Here is an 18,824-nt window from a genome sequence, read left to right on the forward strand (position 1 = left end):
ATAATTGATAATTAGGAGGTGTAAGTAGCTATGGCACGAATTGAAGGTGTAGATTTACCAAAGGATAAAAAAGTTGAGATTGGATTAACTTATATTTATGGAATTGGTCGTTCTTCTGCACAAGATATCGTAGAGAAGACAGAAATTGATTCTAGTAAAAGAGTCCATGAGTTAACAGAAAGTGAAGTTGCTCAATTACGTAAAGTAATTGATGAGGAATATGTTGTTGAAGGTGAGTTACGTCGTCAAGTAAGAGGCGATATTAAACGTCTAAAAGATATTGGAAGTTACCGAGGAGTTAGACATCGTAAAGGTCTTCCAGTTCGTGGGCAAAGAACTCAAACTAATGCTCGAACTAGAAAAGGACCAAAGACTACAGTTCAATAGATAATAAAAATAGATAATAAGGAGGGATAGAGATGGCTAAGAAACGAAATCGAAGAGTAGAGAGAGGTCAAGCTCATATTCGTTCTACTTTTAATAATACAATTGTTACTTTGACAGATAAAAAAGGGAATACAATTGCTTGGTCAAGTGCAGGTAATTTAGGTTTTAAGGGTTCTAGAAAAGGAACTCCATATGCTGCACAACAATCAGCAAGTGAAGCTGCTCAAGAAGCTGCAGAGGAGTATGGTCTAAAAGAGGTAGAAGTTTTTGTTAAAGGGCCTGGTTCTGGTCGAGAGTCTGCTATTCGGGCTTTACAGGCTGCAGGAATTGAAGTTACTGCTATTCAAGATGTAACTCCTATTCCACACAATGGTTGTCGACCACCGAAACGTCGTAGAGTATAGTAAATATTAAGATGATATAATTTTGGAGGTGTAAATAATATGGCAAGAAATACAGGACCAGTTTGTAAACTTTGTCGCCGTGAAGGAGAAAAGTTATACCTAAAAGGTGAACGGTGTCATTCTGATAAGTGTGCTATTGAACGTCGTCCTTATGCCCCGGGAGAGCACGGGCAAGGTCGTAGAGGAAAGTTATCTGAATATGGAGTACAGTTAAGAGAGAAACAGAAAGTTAGAAGAGCTTATGGTGTGCTAGAAAATCAATTTAGACGTTATTTTGAAGAGGCAGAGAATCAGCCAGGGATTACAGGTGAGAACTTCTTAGAGTTATTAGAAAGTAGATTAGATAATGTTGTTTATAGATTAGGCTTTGCTACTTCTAGAAATGAAGCTCGACAACTTGTAAGACATGGACATATTGAAGTTAATGGTAGTCGAGTAGATATTCCATCTTATCGTGTAGAAGCAGATGATGAGATTGCAGTTAAAGAGGGTAGTAAAAGCTTGAAGAGAATGAAGGAAATTGCTGAGTATAATGAAGATAAAGAAGTTCCTTCTTGGTTACAAGTTAATTTTGATAAGTTACAGAGTAAAGTTCTAGCTGAGCCGGTAAGAGAAGAGATCGATTTACCAATTCAAGAACAATTAATTGTAGAGTTTTACTCTAGATAATATTAGGTGGTGGTTCGTAATGAACCACTTTATTTACCCTCAGCAGTTTTGATCATTAAAAAAGGGGGAGAAATACTAATGATAGAGATTGAAAAGCCGACTATTGAACGTGTTGAATCTGATGATACTTATGGTAAATTTGTGATTACTCCCTTAGAGAGAGGTTATGGAATTACTCTTGGTAATTCATTGCGTAGAATTATGCTATCTTCTATTCCCGGTGCTGCAGTGACTTCTATTAAGATTGAGGGAGTGCAGCATGAATTCTCTACTGTACCAGGAGTTGTAGAAGATGTAGCAGATATCATCTTAAATCTAAAGGATCTAGTTATTAGGATGGAAGATGAAGAACCTCAAACCATTCGCATTTCAGCTGATAAAGAAGGTGTAGTTACTGCTGATGAATTTCAGGTTAGTGGTAATTTAGAAATTATTAATTCAGAATTAGAGATTGCTACTTTATCTGATGAGGGAGAGCTTAATTTAGAGGCAACAGTTGAAAAAGGTCGAGGTTATGTAACAGCAGAAGAGAATGACTCGGAAGAAGAAAATGTAATAGGAGAAATTGCGGTTGACTCTTCCTTCTCCCCTATTCGTAGAGTTAATTTTGATGTGACTGATACACGAGTGGGAAATAGAAGTGATTTAGATGAATTAACTTTAGAAGTACATACTGATGGTAGCGTTACTCCAGAGAATGCTATTAGTCTAGCTTCTAAGGTATTAGATGAACACTTAGATTTATTAATCAACCTTAATGAAGAGATTAGTGAAGCTGATATTATGGTTGAAAAAGAGGAAGAAGAGAAGAATGAAATTCTAGAAACTACTATTGAGGAACTTGACCTATCAGTTCGTTCTTCTAATTGTCTTAAGCGAGCTGGAATTGATACTGTTGAGGAATTAACTAGTACTACTGAAAATGAACTAATGCAAATTAGAAACTTAGGTAAGAAGTCGCTACAGGAGATCAAAGCAAAGTTAGCTGAGCTTGACCTAACTTTAAAACAACCTGAGTTATAATAGAATATAGAAGGAGGGATACTATGGCACGACGTAAGTTAAATCGTGAAAGTGCTAATCGAAAAGCACTATTAACTAATTTAGCTAACAATTTATTTAAGAATGGGCGTGTTGAAACTACTATTCCTAAAGCTAAAGAAGCAGGAAGATTTGCTGAAAAAATGATTACTAAAGCTAAAAAAGGAAGTCAGCATGCAAGAAGACAGGTTATGAACAAGTTACAGGATGAAGAGAGTGTAACTGTATTATTTGATGAACTTGCTGATCGTTTTGCTGAACGTCCTGGTGGATACACACGTGTTATTAAGCTAGGTGAAAGAAGAGGCGATGGAACGCAGATGGGTATTTTGGAGTTAGTTGAGTAACTTTTATTCTGATTAGTTTAAAATGCTTATCTTAAATTTTTTATTAGATTAATTTAAATTTAATAATTTTTAAACAGCCATGACCAGTTTTTGGTACTGGACAATAGACAGTCCGGTATAAATGGCTGTTTTTTTATATCAGGTTGGTGAAATCATGCCATTAATTAAAGTTGAAGATTTATACTATAGGTATAATCAGCAAGAAGACTGGGTTTTAAAGGGGATTGACTTAGAGATTGAAGCAGGTGAGTCTGTTGCCATTGTGGGACATAATGGTTCTGGTAAATCAACTTTAGCTAAGATGTTAAATGGATTATTACTTCCTCAAAAAGGAAAGGTCAATGTGGCTGGGCTTAGAACTGATAATCAAGACGAATTATGGAATATTAGACAGCAGATAGGTATGGTCTTTCAAAATCCAGACAATCAATTAGTGGCTAATATTGTAGAGGAAGATGTAGCATTTGGACCAGAAAATTTAGGTTTAAAGCCACAAGAGATTAGAAGTAGGGTTAAACAATCTTTAGCTAGAGTGGGAATGGAAGATTTCAGTCGCCATGCTCCTCATAATTTATCAGGAGGACAGAAACAACGTGTTGCTATTGCTGGTATTTTAGCTATGCAACCTAAGTGTTTGGTCTTAGATGAACCTACAGCTATGCTAGACCCAGTAGGGCGAGAAAATGTGATATCTACTACCCATGATTTAAATCAAAGCTTAAATATGACAGTTGTTCATATTACTCATTTTATGAGCCAAGCAATTCAAGCTGATAGAATTATTGTTATGGCAGATGGGGAGATTGCTTTGCAAGGTGGTCCACAGGAGATCTTTAGTCAGTTAGATAAACTTAAAGAATATAATTTAGATTTACCTCAAGTAACAGAATTGGCAGTCAGACTAAAGCAAGCAGGAGTAAATATTACAGCAGATATTTATGAAGTTGATAGGTTGGTGGAAGAATTATGTTCATTGAAGTAAAGGGGCTAGGACATAACTATAACCCAGAATTGAATCCTGAAGACTATACATTACAAGATATTAACTTTAGTGTTGAGCAAGGTGGTTTTGTAGGGTTAGTTGGGCACACTGGTTCTGGTAAGTCAACTTTGGTTCAGACCTTAAATGGTTTAATTGAACCTACTGAAGGACAGATTATAATTGATAATCAAGATATTACTGCTAGTAATGATTTAAAAGAAGTTAGGCGTAAAGTTGGTTTAGTATTTCAGTATCCTGAACATCAGTTATTTGAAGAGACTGTCTTTGCTGATGTAGCTTTTGGTCCTAAAAATTTAGGTGTAGCTGAGGATGAAATTGAAGATAGGGTTAAAAAATCTTTAAATTTAGTTAATTTAGACTATAATTCATTTAAAGATCGTTCCCCTTTTAGGTTATCTGGAGGTCAGCAGAGAAGAGTTGCTATTGCAGGTGTTTTAGCTATGGAGCCTGAAGTGCTCATTTTAGATGAACCAACAGCTGGATTAGACCCCAAGGCTAGAAAGGATCTATTGGCTGAAATTGTTAAGTTACAACAAGATTTTTCTTTAACTATTATTCTAATCTCTCATCGAATGGAAGAGATAGCACAATTAGCAGATAAAGTTCTAGTACTAGAAGATGGTGAGTTGGTTTTACAGGGAAGTCCAGGTCATGTTTTTGCGCAGAGAGAATTCTTAGAAGAGATTCAGTTAGGTGTTCCTCAAGTAACTGCAGTTTTAGAGCAACTTAAAAAGAAAGGTTTTGATGTAACCTCAGATATATTTACTGTTGAAGAGGCTAAAGAGGAAATATTAAAAGCACTGCGAGGGTAAACTATGTTAGATGATATTATGATTGGTCAGTATATTGAGCGTAATTCTATAGTGCATAAGCTTGATCCTAGAACTAAAATTTTAATTATTATTGCATTTATTACGGCTATCTTTTTATTAGATAGTTTTACAGGTTACTTTACTTTAGCAGTTTTTGTACTATTAACAGTAATATTAGCTAAGATAGAAATTAAATATATATTACGAAGTGTAAAACCGTTATTATTTATTATTTTATTTACCTTTACTATTCATTTATTTATGACTAGAGGTGGAGAAGTTTTATGGGAGTGGAAGTTTTTACGAATTGAAGAAGAAGGTCTGGAGTTAGGTTCTTTTATGGCCTTGAGGTTAATCTTTTTAGTTGCGTATACTTCTTTATTAACTTTGACTACTTCGCCATTAGAGTTGACTGATGGTTTAGAGAGGTTATTAAACCCTTTTAAGCGTTTTGGACTACCAGCCCATGAATTAGCAATGATGATGACTATAGCCTTGCGTTTTATTCCTACTTTATTAGAAGAAGCACAGAAGATTATGAAGGCTCAAAAGGCACGAGGAGCAGATTTTGAAAGTGGAAATTTAGTCCAAAAAGCTAAGAGTTTAATTCCTTTATTAGTACCTTTATTTGTTAATTCATTTCGCCGAGCCGATGATTTGGCTCTAGCTATGGAAGCAAGATGTTATCGTGGTGGTGAAAATCGCAGTCGAATGAAGGTTCTTAAATTTACTAATCGTGATTATTTAAGTCTAGTAGTTAGTATAACTTATCTCATTATAGTGGCTATTTTCTTATAATAATCTATATTTATGGAGTGGAAAAGATGCGAAATTTAAAATGTACTGTAGCTTATGATGGGACTAACTACCATGGTTTTCAAAGACAGCCTAAACAGTCTCACGTGGCAACTGTACAAGGAAAAATAGAAGATGCAATTAGTAAATTAATAAAACAAGAAATAGATATTGTAGGGGCTAGTAGAACTGATGCAGATGTACATGCTAAAGGTCAAGTTTTTAACTGTCAGATAGATTCATCAATTCCAACTGAAAAATTTGCTCTGGCTTTAAATACTAAGTTACCAGATGATATAGTTATTTTGAAGACTATAGAAGTTGATTCTGAATTCCATGCTCGCTATCACAACCAAGGTAAGAGGTATTTCTATCAGATTTATCATGACTACTTTATGTCTCCATTCTGGCGAAACCATGCCTATCATGTTTATAGACCTCTTGATTTAGAGGCTATGAAAGAAGCTGCTCAGTATTTAATAGGAAAGCATGACTTTTCTTCTTTTCGGGCCAAAGGTTGTAATGCTAAGACTCCAATCCGTACTATTTTGGAGCTTAGTATAGAAAAAGAAGATGAGTTGATTACTATTAATGTTCATGGAGATGGTTTTTTATATAAAATGGTGCGAACAATGGTAGGGACTCTAATTCAGGTAGGTTTAGGAAAATTAAAACCTGAGCAGATGGAAGATATTTTGGCAGCTAAGGATAGAGAAGTAGCTGGGCCAAATGCTCCTGGTTATGGTCTTTTCTTAGAAGAAATATACTACTAAAGGTTGAATTTATTCTGAATATGTCTTGACAGTAGACCATTGGTATCATAAAATTAGTTTGTGAGTTTGTCAGCCACTTCAGGGAATATATATTCTCTGAATTAATCTTAGCCCCGGTTTATAGATTATAGATTGTGGTTTAATAAAATATTTAGGAGGTAAGAATCATGAGTACTTATATGCCTAGTCCTGAAGATATTGATAGGAAATGGTATGTAGTTGATGTTGCTGGTAAGACTTTAGGACGTGTTGCTACTGAAATTGCTACGGTTTTAAGAGGGAAGCATAAGCCTATTTATACACCAAATGTTGATACTGGTGATTATGTAGTAGTAGTTAATGCTGATCAGATACATTTAACAGGGAATAAGTTAGCCAATAAACAATATCGTAAGCATTCTGGATATCCTGGTGGATTAAAGGAGACTGCTTATGAAGAACTATTACAGGATAATTCTGAACGAGCTATTGAAAAGGCTGTAAAGGGAATGTTACCTAGTAACAAGTTAGGACGAAAAATGCTTAAGAAATTAAAGGTTTACGCTGATGCTGAACATCCACATCAAGCTCAAGAACCTAAAGAACTAGAATTATAATTCTGAGAGGAGGAACTTATAATGGCAGCAGAAGTTGAATATTTAGGAACTGGACGTAGAAAGACGTCAACTGCACGTGTTAGATTACTTCCAGGTGATGGTAAGATTGTTGTTAATGATAAGCCGCTATCTGATTATTTTGGTCGTGACAGCTTAGAACAGATTGTAAAGCAGCCATTAGAAATTACAAATACAGATGGTACTTTTGATGTAGCTATTAATGTAGATGGTGGAGGAGTTTCTGGACAGGCTGGAGCTATTCGTCATGGAATTTCTCGTGCTTTATTAAAAGTAGATGATGCACATAGAGATGTGCTTAAGAAGGCTGGTTTCTTAACTCGTGACCCAAGAATGAAAGAGCGTAAGAAGTATGGTCGTAAGAAAGCACGTAAGTCTCCACAGTTCTCTAAGAGATAATCAATCAAATTACTACACTGCAAGGAAGGGTATACTATACTCTTCCTTTTTTTACTTTATTGATATAACTTTTTACTTTTAAAAAGTTAACATCATATGCTTTGTACTATTAAAAAACACTAGATTATATTCAATAATTTGAATTTATATATTAACTATTGTCTTAAATAAATAGTTGCCTTGTTTTCCTGTTAAAGTTCAAAACTTTTGAAAAATTATTTTCCATCAAAGCAATTTTTAAGTAATAATTGGTTTTAAATTTACTTATAACTCATAGCACACGACTCACGACTAGTATTATTGAAAATGATACATTAATCCCTAATTTAAATGGGGGGAGCTATAGATGAGCGCTCAATTAGAAATAAACTTAACAGTACTTAAGGAGAATACAACACAAGTAGTTGATTTAGCAGCTGAACATAATATGGATATTTGGGGAGTAACTAAAGGCGCTTGTGGTAACTTACAGGTAGCCAAAGCTATGTTAGATGGCGGGGTAGATGGTTTAGCAGATTCACGTCTTGCTAATTTAGAGAGGTTAGCTGTTTTAAATAGCCCTTTGTTGTTACTTAGAATTCCTAGTTTAAGTGAAGTAGATAGAGTGGTAGAATTAGCTGATATTAGCTTAAATACAGAATTTGAAGTGATTAAGGCATTGAATTATGCTGCAGAAAATAAAGATATGATTCACCAAGTAATTTTATTAGTTGATCTAGGAGATAGACGAGAAGGGATTTTACTAAACAATTTGATGGAGACAATACATAAAGTTAAGCAATTGAGTAATATTAAGGTAGTAGGATTAGGTACTAATTTAGCTTGTTTTAGAGGGGTCTTACCTACGCAAGATAAGATGGAAGAGTTGGCTAAACAGGTGGAAAAAGTAGAAAGAGAATTTGAATTAGAGCTACCGATTATTTCTGGAGGTAATAGTAGTTCTTTACCGTTATTATTAGAAGATAATTACCAAGCTATTAGTAATCAACTACGAGTGGGGGAGACAATTCTGCTAGGTCGTAGAGTACCTGATGGTAAGCCTTTTGCTGTAACTAGCCTGAATACATTTAAACTTAAAGGCGAGGTAATTGAGTTAAAGGAGAAACCGACAGGTACTGAAGGCGAGATGGGCCAAAATGCCTTTGCTGAGACGAAAGAAGTGGTAGACAAAGGAATTAGAAGAAGAGCGATTTTGGCTCTAGGTAGGCAGGATATTTCTCCTAAAGGATTAATTCCATTAAATAAGGGAATAACTATAGAAGGCGCTAGTAGTGATCATTTAATTTTAGATGTAACAGATAATCCAGATATTATATTAGGTGATCAAATAGAATTCAGATTAAATTATGCTGCTTTATTGCAGGCAATGACTTCACCATATGTAAAAAAGGTGTATCGGGAGGATTAAGATGGAAGTTAAGATTTTAGGGGTGCCAGCAGATTTTGGAGCAAATCGCCGAGGAGTTGATATGGGGCCAAGTGCCATTAGATATGCCCATTTATTAGATCAGTTAGATGATATGAATTTAATAGTAGAAGATTTAGGTGATATTAGAATACCTGTTATCAATAATAAAGCAGAGAATAAAGAAGCTAAATACGCTGCTCAGATAATTGACATCTGTGAAGAATTGGCTTTAATAATCAGCAAGATAGCTGATCAGGGTCAGATCCCCCTTATTTTAGGTGGTGATCACAGTATTACTATGGGTAGTTTAGCTGGAATGGCTAAAGTGAAAGAGATGGGCTTAATCTGGTTCGATGCCCATGGTGACTTCAATACTACTCAGACTAGTGAAACAGGTAATGTCCATGGGATGCCGTTGGCTGCTATTGTAGGGCGAGGTGCAGATGAGTTAGTCAATTGTAATGGATTTGCACCAAAGGTTAAAGAAGAGAATGTTGTAATAGTAGGCGCTAGAGACTTAGATAAAGGAGAGCAGAAGTTACTACGAGAATCTGAAGTAACTGTCTTTACTATGGATGATATAGATAAATTAGGGATTCATCAGGTGATTAAGGAAGCAATTATGATTAGTAACCAAGGAGTTGATGGAGTACATATTAGTTTTGATATTGATGTATTAGATCCTTTAGAAGCTCCAGGAGTAGGAACTTCAGTCAGAGGTGGGTTGAACTACCGTGAAGCTCATTTGGCTTTAGAAATGGTTGCTGAGGCTAATATTCTATCTTCTATGGATTTAGTTGAAGTTAATCCTATTCTTGATCGGCATAATCAGACTGCTGAGCTGGCTGTAGAATTGATTACTTCCGCTTTTGGGAAGAGAATTTTGTAGAATTGATAATGGACAATTGATGATTCACAATTAATAAATAATAAGGAATGAAGAATAAATGATTAGTCTAAGTTTAAGTTTGAGTTTGAGTCAAAATTATAGACCTAAACTTATGCTCAACTTTATTATCTGTTCTTTGATTTTAACTGTAAATTGTAAATTTAAATAAGGGAGTGATAGGATGTCTGGAATTGTATTTGCTGGTTTATCGCCTCATCCACCAGTAGCAATACCTGAAGTTGGTGGTGATGATTTAGAGCAGATTGAAGATACAGTAGCTAGTATGGAACAGTTGGCCCAAGATGTAAAAGAGGCTGATCCTGATTTAATTATTACTATCAGTCCTCATGGTCCAGTCTTTTCTGATGCTATTAGTATCTTAAATCAAGATCCACTACAAGGTGATTTAAGTGGTTTTGGAGTTAATGAGGTAGAGTTAAGTTATGAATTAGAAAAAGAATTTACTCAAGAGATTGCTCGAGCCTGTCATACTCAAGATATTCAAGTAGCTCGAATTGATGATAGAGCTGCTAGAAAGTTTGATGTAGAGACAAAGTTAGACCATGGAGTAGTAGTACCTTTGTATTATCTTCAGCAAGCAGGAGTAAATACTCCTTTAGTGCCAATTAATATGGGAATGTTACCCTATGAGAATCTATATAAGTTTGGGAAAATAATTCAATTGTTGGCCCAAGAGTTGGGTTATAAGGTTGCTGTAATTGCTAGTGGTGATCTATCACATCGATTGACTCCTGATGCTCCAGCAGGTTATAATCCACATGCTAAAGATTTTGATACAGCTCTAGTTCAATATTTAGATGATTTAGCAGTAGAGGAGATACTTGATTTAGATTCTTCTTTAATTGAAAAGGCTGGTGAGTGTGGTTTAAGACCAATTATTATGATGTTAGGGACATTAGATGCGTTAGATGTAGAAGGGGAAGTTCTTTCTTATGAAGGGCCTTTTGGAGTCGGTTATGCAGTAGCTAGTTATCAAGTAGAAGGTCGAGATGAAGATAGAGCTTTTTTAGCAGAGATAGAAGAGAGAAAGCAAAAAGAGTTAGAGCAGATTCGAGAGAATGAAAGTGAACCGGTAAAGTTGGCCCGAGAAGCTATAGAGGAATATACTTATAAGAAGGAGATTATTGAAGTACCAGCTGAATTGAGCCCAGAATTGACAGATCAAGCTGGAGTCTTTGTCTCTATTAAAAAAGATGATAATTTAAGAGGTTGTATTGGAACTACTCGACCGACTGAAGCAAATATAGCCCAAGAGATTATTAAGAATGCTGTTAGCGCAGGTTTTAAAGATCCACGTTTTGACTCAATTGATTCTAAGGAACTAAAGAAACTTACATATTCAGTAGATGTATTAGGTGAACCAAAGGAAGTTGATAGTATTACAGAATTAGATCCCAATAAGTATGGAGTTATTGTTAAGAAGGGGAATGCTACTGGCTTGTTACTACCTAATTTAGAAGGTATTGATACTGCTCAAAAGCAGGTACAGATTGCTAAAAGAAAGGCTGGAATTCCTGAAACTGATGACGATATAGATTTAATGAAGTTTGAGGTCACAAGATATAAATAACGGAGGGATTCTAGTGAAAGAAGCTTTGTACTATCAAAAGAAGGAGGAGCAGATTGAATGTCTGCTCTGCCCTCATTACTGTAAATTGACTGAAGGTCAAGCTGGAAGGTGTCAAGTAAGAAAAGTAAAGGAGGGAAAACTGAGATCTACTGCCTATAATAAAGTTAGTTCTATTGCTCTAGACCCTATTGAGAAGAAACCATTATATCATTTTTATCCTGGTAGTCAGATTCTATCCTTAGGGACAGTAGGTTGTAATCTAAAGTGTAAGTTTTGTCAAAATCATAGAATAGCTCAGGATACAGAGGCGCCAACTAGGAATATAACTTTTGAACAAGCAGTTAGTACTGCTAAGCGAGAGAATTCAATAGGTATTGCGTATACTTATTCTGAACCATTAATTTGGTATGAGTATATTTTAGATACAGCTAAGTTAGCAAAAGAAGAAGGATTAAAAAATGTATTAGTTACAAATGGAATGATTAATCCTGAACCTTTGAAAGAGTTGTTGCCTTACATTGATGCCATTAATTTGGATGTAAAAGCTTTTACTGATGAGTTCTATCGTGAAATCTGTAAAGGTAAACTCAATCCAGTTAAAAAAACAGCTGAGTTAGTTTATCAAGATGTTTTATTAGAAATTACTACTTTATTAGTGCCTAACTTAAATGATAGTAGAGAAGAAATAGAAGAACTAGTAGCTTGGATTGCAGATCTTGATTCTAGTATTCCCCTCCATTTAAGTCGATATTTTCCTAATTATCAATTAGATAAAGAACCAACTTCTATCAAAAAGATGAAAGAAGCCAAAGATATTGCTAGTCAATATTTAGATTATGTTTATTTAGGAAATGTGAATAATAAACAAAGTCTAATTACTTATTGTCCTCATTGTGATAAACCACTCATTAAACGAGATTATCAATTAGAAAATAACCTACAGGCTGGAAATCAGTGTGCTAATTGTAAAGCAGAATTAAATATTATTAATTAAAATAACCATTCAGAGAATCCAAAGAGATAAAGAGTTAAGCTAGCCTGATAAATAGTCTGGAATATAGTAGGAGCTAATAGTGATTCAGTTTTATGATAGAGATAGGTAGTAATAATACCAATCAAGAGATAAATGACTAGATGATTTAATCTAATATCAAGATAACTAATGGTATAATATAAGTTGCTGATAATAAAAGCTAATTTCCCTCCAAATTTTTCTCTAAAATGATAATAAATGAAACCCCGATAAAACAGTTCTTTACTGAAGGCAGGAATTAAATAACCAATAATTAATAGTAAAAGATAAAAGAAACTACTAGTTAAATCTGTTACATCTCTAATATCAATTAATGGTGTAATAATTTCTTTAGTAAAGGATAGATTAATGATAAGCATCCCTAGTAATAAAAAGGAACTGATTCTAACTCCCACTTTAGTGCTTGTCCAATTAAAATTAATTCCTAATTCTGAAAAAGATATATCATAATTAGTAATCCAATAAAGAACAAAAGAAATAAAGAAACTGCGTCCGATGATTTTAAAGATTATTTGGTATAGGTCATTAAAGTAAGGTAATTCGAACTGAATATGGTTTTGGCAAAAAATAACTAAGAAATTGATTATATACCAGATTAATTGTAGCCTAATCAGATCAATAATTGTTAATTCTTCTTCTTTTTCTTCTGTCATCTTAATTCCTCCATTATTCATCTTATATAAATAGTTCTATAAATGTAATTATATTCCTGTATTGTTTAGAATTAAATTTTAATTGATAATTTGCTATGTAACAAGTTGATTTTAAAGCAGGTTAGATTGCTTATTAGTCATTTTTCTGTTAAAATATCTGTAACTAGAAGGTTAAGAATTTAAGGAGGAGAGAAGATGAGAAGTGATCAAGTAACAACGAAAGTTAATAATGCACCACAACGTTCTTTATTTAAAGCTTTAGGTATGACTGATGATGAATTAGATAAGCCTTTAATTGGTGTCTGTAATTCAGTTAATGAATTAATTCCAGGACATGTTGATTTAGATAAAGTAGCTCAATCTGTTAAAGATGGTATCAGAATGTCTGGTGGAACTCCAGTAGAATTTGGTTCTATTGGTGTCTGTGATGGTATTGCTATGGGTCATCAAGGAATGCATTATTCTTTAGCTAGTCGAGAATTAATTGCAGATTCAGTAGAGACAGTAGCTAGAGCTCATTCTTTAGATGGGTTAGTTTTAATTCCTAACTGTGATAAGATTGTGCCAGGTATGTTAATGGCTGCTGCTCGATTAAATATTCCTACAGTAGTAGTTAGTGGCGGGCCAATGTTAGCCGGACGACATCAAGGGGAGAATATTGACCTTAAGACAGTTTTTGAAGGTGTAGCTGCCCATAAGACTGGTCAAATGTCTGAAGATGAGTTATTGGAGATAGAGAATAGTGCTTGCCCAAGCTGTGGTTCCTGTTCAGGAATGTTTACAGCCAATTCTATGAACTGTCTAACAGAAGTTTTAGGTTTAGGATTACCAGGTAATGGTACAATTCCGGCTGTTTATGCTGATCGATTAAGATTAGCTAAACAGGCTGGGGCTCAGGTGTTAGAGATGTTAGAGAAAGATATTAAGCCCTTAGATATTTTAACAGAAGAAAATTTTATTAATGCTCTTAAAGTGGATATGGCTTTAGGTTGTTCTACTAATACAGCTCTACATCTGCCTGCTATTGCTCATGAAGCAGGAATTGAACTTGATTTAGAGCTGATTAATGAAGTTAAAGAGGAAGTACCTCATTTATGTAGCTTAAGTCCAGCTGGTAAGTATCATATTGAAGATTTACATGAAGCAGGAGGTATTCCAGCTGTAATGAAGGTCTTAAGTGATGAAGATGCCTTAAATGAGGACTTAATTACTGTAACAGGAAATACAATTGAAGAGAATTTAACAGGAGTAAGGGTATTAGATAGTGAAGTAATTCGTGACTTTGAGACTGCTTATCATGAAACAGGTGGTTTATCATTCTTACAAGGTAATATAGCTCCTGATGGTGCAGTAGTTAAACAGGCTGCTGTAGCTGATGAGATGTTAGTTCATGAAGGACCAGCTAAAGTATTTAATTCAGAAGAAGAATCAGTAGCAGCTATTCACAATGGAGATATTAAAGCAGGAGACGTAGTTGTAATTAAGTATGAAGGGCCAAAAGGTGGACCAGGAATGCGTGAGATGTTAACACCTACTTCTGCTGTAGCAGGAGCTGGTTTAGATAAAGAGGTAGCTTTAATTACTGATGGACGTTTCTCTGGTGCTACAAGAGGGGCCTCTATTGGTCATATTTCTCCTGAAGCAATGGAAGGTGGATCAATTGCCATTGTAGAGGATGGAGATATAATTGAAATTGATATTCCTAATGGTAAGTTAAATGTAAAGCTAAGCGAGGAAGAGATTGAAGAAAGATTAGAGAGCTGGGAGAAACCTGAACCTAAGATTAAGACAGGCTATCTATCACGATATGCTAAATTAGTTAGTTCAGCTAGTACAGGTGCAGTATTTGAATAAAGTTGAGTGGGCCAAAGTTGGCCCGCTTTTTTTATTTTTCACGAAAGATAGATAGCTATAGTGGCAAACTAATAATAGATGGAGGCTATAGCTATGGCAAAAAAATCTAATTATGTACATTCTGTGTTTGAAACTATTGCTCCAGATTATGATTTTATGAATGAGATTATCAGTCTAGGACTACATAGATTTTGGAGAAAGAGGGCTTTAAGACAATTAAATATTCAACCTGGCGAAACAGTGTTAGATGTTTGTTGTGGTACATTTAATTGGACAGTAGATTTAACTCAAGCTGTTGGCAAGCAAGGAGAAATTATAGGAATTGATTTTAGTTCGAATATGCTTGAGATTGGTAAACAGAAACTTAAAGAACAAGGATTGAATAAACGAGTAGAATTGATCCAAGGAGATGCTTTAGATTTACCATTTGATAATAATAGGTTTAATTGTGCAATTATTGGTTTTGGTCTTAGAAATGTTGTAGACATTTATCAATGTTTAGCTGAAATGAGGAGAGTTGTTAAACCAGATGGTTTAGTTGTATCTTTAGATATTTCTAAACCACCTTGGAAAATTTATCGTAAATTATTCTTTTTTTATGTTTATAAAGTTGTTCCAGTCTTAGCTAGATCGCTTGTAAATAAGCCTAAGCAGTATGCTTGGTTAGCTGAATCTTTAACTAATTTTCCAAATAGTAAGCAATTAGAGAATATATTTTATGAAACTGGATTTAGAGAGGTAAAGACAAATCAATTTGCAGGAGGAGTAGTAGCTTTACATACTGGAATAAAATAATTTTTTGCAAGTTCAAAAATGGATTAAAGGAATCAGGAAAGGCTTACAGAAAAAATTAAAAGTAGTTAGAGAAGAATGATATGTAATTTTAAGGGGGAGAGAACAGAGTGCAACAAGATTTCAAACAAGGGGTGTATTTTTCTCATCAGTTATTAAGAGAACATATAGTGCAAGGGGCCAACTTAGTTGATGCTACAGTAGGTAATGGTCATGATACTAAGTTTATGGCTGAGTTAGTCGGAAGATCAGGAACTATTTGGGGCTTTGATCTGCAAGAAGAAGCAATTAAAAGAGCTAAAGAGAGATTAGAAGAAGCTAATCTGAAGCAACAAGTAGAATTGATTAATGATGGCCATGAGGATTTAGCAGACTATATAGATCAGCCGGTAGATGGTATTTTATTCAATTTAGGTTATCTGCCTGGTGGAGATAAGGAAGTTATTACTCAAGCAGAGACTACTTTACAGGCTGTAAAAGAGGGGATTGATCTACTACAGGTAGGAGGATTATTAGTACTCGTTATGTATCTAGGACATCCAGGTGGGAAAGAAGAACAACAAGTGCTATTAGATTATGCTACAGCACTTGATGAAAAGGCTTATAATGTACTACATTATAGTTTTATCAATCAAGAGAAAGAGCCACCTCAGGTCTTAGCAATTAAGAAGAGAGCTAATTAAGAATAAAGCTAATTAAGAATAAAGCTAATTAAGAATAAAGCTAATTAAGAATAAAATTGACAATTAATAAAGAATAGAGAATAAGTAATAAAGAATGAAGAATAAATGATTAATTTAAGTTTGAGTTTTAGTAAAAATTATAGACCAAACTTATGCTCAACTTTCAGCTTACTTGAATTCAAGAGAATTTATTTTTTTAGGATTTAGCTTTTGATTTTAACTGTCAATTGTAAATTGTAAACTGTAAATTATTAATCGGGGAGAGATATTATGACTAAATACTATAAGTATTCCAATTATCTAAAGGGTAAGTATGGAGCTAAGACTTATAAACTACCTGTTAATCTACCTTTGAGCTGTCCTAATCGGGATGGAGTTTTAGGAGAAGGAGGATGTACTTATTGTGGTGAGGAAGGAGCTAGTTTTGAAGAAGCTAGTCCAACACCAGTTAAAGAACAGTTACTAGATATTAAGGAACCGATTGCTAATAAATATAATGCCAAACAGTTTATTGCTTATTTTCAGAATTTCACTAATACATATTTACCTTTAGATGAGTTATTAGATAATATAGCTCAGGCTTTATAAGTAGAAGATATAGTCGAAGTTGTTCTTGCTACTCGACCTGATTGTATTAATCAGGAGTATATAGAGAGTATTGTCGATTTAATTGAAAGTAATAGCTCTGAAGTTAATCTTAATCTTGAGTTAGGACTACAGACAGTCAACTATCATACTTTAGAAGAGATCAATCGAGGACATACGCTAGCAGAATTTATTGCTGCTGTTAATCTATCTAAGAAGTATGGAGTAGATGTAGGAGTCCATCTAATCTTAAATTTACCAGGTGATAATAAGTTAGATACAATTGAAAGTGCTAAGATAGTTTCAGCTTTAGGAGTTGATAATGTTAAACTCCATGCTTTGTATATTAGAGAAGATACTGAGTTAGGAGCAGAGTATCAAGAAGGAGAGTTGGAGATGATTTCGCTAGAAGAGTATATTGATCGTGTAATAGCTTTCCTAGAATATCTTGATCCTAAGATAGGAGTTCAGAGATTATTAGGTAAAGCCCCTAAAGAAGGGACTTTATTTGTTAACTGGGGTTATAATTATTCAGAAGTTAATAACTTTATCTTAGAAGAGATGGAAGAACGAGATACATATCAAGGTAGAAAGTTTGATTATTTAGAAGGGAAGGCTCTAAAACAATTCTCTAAATAATCTACTTAATTTTTTGTAGTCAATTTTCCCAACTTTAGTGGTTGGGATTTCTTTTATAAATAAAATTTTCTGAGGTTGTTTACTTTTAGATAGATTAGTCTGGCAGAAGTCTCTAACTTGTTGCTTAGTTAATCCAGTATCATTTTTAACTATTGCTGCTGCTACTTCTTTGCCTTTTAGCTGGTTATTAAGGCTGATAATGGCGGTTTGATCTATTTTAGGATAGTTAGTAAGTATTTCTTTAATATGATTAAGATTTACTTTAACCCCACCTTGGTTAATAACATCATCTGCTCGGCCAAATAAATGTAAATAGTTGTCTTCATCAATTCTTCCTAAGTCATTAGCAGTAGCCTGAGGTTGATAACTAGTTGCTAAATAAGGACTCTTGACCCAGACTAGATTATCTTTAGTCCAAGCTGTAACTTCAGGGAAGATTTTACCTACTGTATCTGGTTTTTTAATCATATCTTCTGCTAGAGCATAACTGACATGGCCTAATTCACTAGCTCCATAGTACTGACAGATTTGGGCCTTAGGGAAGTAGTGTTGGAGTTGTTTAACAGTAGAAATATCTAATTTGGCTCCAGTACTGACTACAGATTTTATATGTTGAATTGGTTCTTTAAGTCGTTTAATTAGAATTCTATAGTGGGCTGGAACCATAAATAGAGCACTGATATTATGTTTAGCTATATCTGTAAGCCATCTGTTAGGAAAATTAGATTCAGAAAATACTATAGTTCCACCTTCATAGATTAGATGAATAGCACTATTAAGGTTACCAGTATAGACTAACGGGCCAACTAACAGTAGTCTGTCACTATTATCTAGATTAAAAAGTTCACTCTGGTGGGGGAAGGCACTAACCCAGCTTTTGTGGTTACGCCAGATGATTTTAGGCTCTCCTGTACTACCTGAGCTTAGAGCTCCTAAGAAAAGATAATCATCTTTAACAGTCGGCAACTTATCAGCCTTCTGTTGTGGTAATCTGAATTGTTGGTCGATGATTATTTTAGGGTCAATACGTTGAATAATATTTTGATAGTTCTTAGCTGGTAGCTCGGTATCAATTAATACTGAAGTTAATCCAGCTTTAGCAGCGCCTAATAAATAAAGTAGTTCTTTAATTGGATTGGCTAGCTTAATGATTATTTTATCTTGTAGCTGAGTTAGAGTAGTTAGTTTAGAGGCGATAGTAGTTACTTGCTGATTTAATTCTTGATAAGAGACTTTCTTCTGTCCATTAATTAAACAAGCTTTAGTTGGATTTTGTTGGGCATGTTGTTTGATAGTTTCGTGAATTAACATGTTAGACTCCTTTCTTTACTTTATTAATAGTCATGAGCTATGAGCTGTCAGTCGTGAGCCAATTCAAAGTCAAAATCATAAATATAATCTAAATTTTTAGAATGTTAAGTTTTGACTGTAAAGATTTTGAATTAGCTGATAG

At 34.3% G+C, this 18,824-nt stretch carries 22 protein-coding genes; 20 read left to right on the top strand and 2 right to left on the bottom strand.

Going from position 1 to position 18,824, the window contains the following annotated elements:
- Positions 1 to 30: 30 nt before the first annotated feature.
- The 15 genes from rpsM to amrS all read left to right on the top strand — a co-directional run bounded on the left by rpsM (position 31) and on the right by amrS (position 12,126).
- Complete coding sequence (gene rpsM / locus ACYQ39_RS09120; RefSeq protein ID WP_459842323.1) at positions 31 to 387, top strand: 30S ribosomal protein S13; 357 nt, start codon at positions 31 to 33, stop codon at positions 385 to 387.
- A gap of 32 nt (positions 388 to 419) precedes the next feature.
- Complete coding sequence (rpsK, locus tag ACYQ39_RS09125) at positions 420 to 791, top strand: 30S ribosomal protein S11 (RefSeq protein ID WP_459842325.1); 372 nt, start codon at positions 420 to 422, stop codon at positions 789 to 791.
- 39 nt (positions 792 to 830) lie between these two features.
- Positions 831 to 1,460: a 30S ribosomal protein S4 gene (rpsD, locus tag ACYQ39_RS09130; RefSeq protein ID WP_459842327.1), complete on the top strand. Its 630-nt coding sequence runs from the start codon at positions 831 to 833 to the stop codon at positions 1,458 to 1,460.
- Positions 1,461 to 1,538: 78 nt separating this feature from the next.
- Entirely contained in the window at positions 1,539 to 2,483 is a 945-nt protein-coding gene (locus ACYQ39_RS09135; RefSeq protein ID WP_459842329.1) for a DNA-directed RNA polymerase subunit alpha, read from the top strand.
- A gap of 23 nt (positions 2,484 to 2,506) precedes the next feature.
- Positions 2,507 to 2,848, top strand: a complete 342-nt coding sequence (gene rplQ, locus ACYQ39_RS09140) for a 50S ribosomal protein L17 (RefSeq protein ID WP_459842331.1) — start codon at positions 2,507 to 2,509, stop codon at positions 2,846 to 2,848.
- A gap of 154 nt (positions 2,849 to 3,002) precedes the next feature.
- On the top strand, positions 3,003 to 3,830 hold the full coding sequence (locus tag ACYQ39_RS09145; RefSeq protein WP_459842333.1) for an energy-coupling factor transporter ATPase: 828 nt from the start codon (positions 3,003 to 3,005) through the stop codon (positions 3,828 to 3,830).
- A complete protein-coding gene (locus tag ACYQ39_RS09150) occupies positions 3,815 to 4,663 on the top strand; it encodes an energy-coupling factor transporter ATPase (RefSeq protein ID WP_459842335.1) in 849 nt (282 codons plus the stop codon). Before ACYQ39_RS09145 ends, ACYQ39_RS09150 begins: the two co-directional genes overlap by 16 nt.
- A gap of 3 nt (positions 4,664 to 4,666) precedes the next feature.
- A complete protein-coding gene (locus ACYQ39_RS09155; RefSeq protein WP_459842337.1) occupies positions 4,667 to 5,461 on the top strand; it encodes an energy-coupling factor transporter transmembrane component T family protein in 795 nt (264 codons plus the stop codon).
- A 26-nt stretch (positions 5,462 to 5,487) separates the two neighbouring features.
- On the top strand, positions 5,488 to 6,231 hold the full coding sequence (gene truA, locus ACYQ39_RS09160) for a tRNA pseudouridine(38-40) synthase TruA (protein ID WP_459842339.1): 744 nt from the start codon (positions 5,488 to 5,490) through the stop codon (positions 6,229 to 6,231).
- Between the two features lie 167 nt (positions 6,232 to 6,398).
- Positions 6,399 to 6,827 (top strand): 50S ribosomal protein L13, encoded by a 429-nt coding sequence (gene rplM, locus ACYQ39_RS09165; RefSeq protein ID WP_459842341.1) that lies wholly within the window; start codon positions 6,399 to 6,401, stop codon positions 6,825 to 6,827.
- A gap of 21 nt (positions 6,828 to 6,848) precedes the next feature.
- A complete protein-coding gene (gene rpsI, locus ACYQ39_RS09170) occupies positions 6,849 to 7,244 on the top strand; it encodes a 30S ribosomal protein S9 (RefSeq protein WP_459842343.1) in 396 nt (131 codons plus the stop codon).
- A 346-nt stretch (positions 7,245 to 7,590) separates the two neighbouring features.
- Complete coding sequence (locus ACYQ39_RS09175; protein ID WP_459842345.1) at positions 7,591 to 8,652, top strand: alanine/ornithine racemase family PLP-dependent enzyme; 1,062 nt, start codon at positions 7,591 to 7,593, stop codon at positions 8,650 to 8,652.
- A 1-nt stretch (position 8,653) separates the two neighbouring features.
- Positions 8,654 to 9,541, top strand: a complete 888-nt coding sequence (gene rocF / locus ACYQ39_RS09180; RefSeq protein ID WP_459842347.1) for an arginase — start codon at positions 8,654 to 8,656, stop codon at positions 9,539 to 9,541.
- A 181-nt stretch (positions 9,542 to 9,722) separates the two neighbouring features.
- Entirely contained in the window at positions 9,723 to 11,132 is a 1,410-nt protein-coding gene (gene amrA / locus ACYQ39_RS09185; RefSeq protein ID WP_459842349.1) for an AmmeMemoRadiSam system protein A, read from the top strand.
- A 13-nt stretch (positions 11,133 to 11,145) separates the two neighbouring features.
- Complete coding sequence (gene amrS, locus ACYQ39_RS09190) at positions 11,146 to 12,126, top strand: AmmeMemoRadiSam system radical SAM enzyme (protein ID WP_459842351.1); 981 nt, start codon at positions 11,146 to 11,148, stop codon at positions 12,124 to 12,126.
- On the opposite strand, the gene ACYQ39_RS09195 is transcribed toward amrS, so the two are convergent.
- A complete protein-coding gene (locus ACYQ39_RS09195) occupies positions 12,123 to 12,818 on the bottom strand; it encodes a CPBP family intramembrane glutamic endopeptidase (RefSeq protein ID WP_459842353.1) in 696 nt (231 codons plus the stop codon). The genes amrS and ACYQ39_RS09195 overlap by 4 nt on opposite strands.
- A 195-nt stretch (positions 12,819 to 13,013) precedes the next feature.
- On the opposite strand from ACYQ39_RS09195, the gene ilvD reads away from it, so the two are divergent.
- From ilvD to mnmL, 5 genes are all read left to right on the top strand, one after another.
- A complete protein-coding gene (gene ilvD, locus ACYQ39_RS09200) occupies positions 13,014 to 14,672 on the top strand; it encodes a dihydroxy-acid dehydratase (RefSeq protein ID WP_459842355.1) in 1,659 nt (552 codons plus the stop codon).
- Between the two features lie 93 nt (positions 14,673 to 14,765).
- On the top strand, positions 14,766 to 15,467 hold the full coding sequence (locus ACYQ39_RS09205) for a demethylmenaquinone methyltransferase (RefSeq protein WP_459842357.1): 702 nt from the start codon (positions 14,766 to 14,768) through the stop codon (positions 15,465 to 15,467).
- Between the two features lie 107 nt (positions 15,468 to 15,574).
- Complete coding sequence (mnmM, locus tag ACYQ39_RS09210; RefSeq protein WP_459842359.1) at positions 15,575 to 16,147, top strand: tRNA 5-(aminomethyl)-2-thiouridylate-methyltransferase MnmM; 573 nt, start codon at positions 15,575 to 15,577, stop codon at positions 16,145 to 16,147.
- A 270-nt stretch (positions 16,148 to 16,417) separates the two neighbouring features.
- The gene (locus ACYQ39_RS09215; protein ID WP_459842361.1) at positions 16,418 to 16,735 is read left to right on the top strand and encodes a TIGR01212 family radical SAM protein; all 318 of its coding nucleotides are present in this window, start codon (positions 16,418 to 16,420) and stop codon (positions 16,733 to 16,735) included.
- 9 nt (positions 16,736 to 16,744) lie between these two features.
- Positions 16,745 to 17,371: a tRNA modification radical SAM protein MnmL/YtqA gene (mnmL, locus tag ACYQ39_RS09220; protein ID WP_459844324.1), complete on the top strand. Its 627-nt coding sequence runs from the start codon at positions 16,745 to 16,747 to the stop codon at positions 17,369 to 17,371.
- Here mnmL and ACYQ39_RS09225 read toward each other — a convergent pair.
- Complete coding sequence (locus tag ACYQ39_RS09225) at positions 17,351 to 18,682, bottom strand: AMP-binding protein (protein ID WP_459842363.1); 1,332 nt, start codon at positions 18,680 to 18,682, stop codon at positions 17,351 to 17,353. The genes mnmL and ACYQ39_RS09225 overlap by 21 nt on opposite strands.
- Positions 18,683 to 18,824 lie beyond the last annotated feature (142 nt).

The organism is Halanaerocella petrolearia (assembly GCF_054657875.1).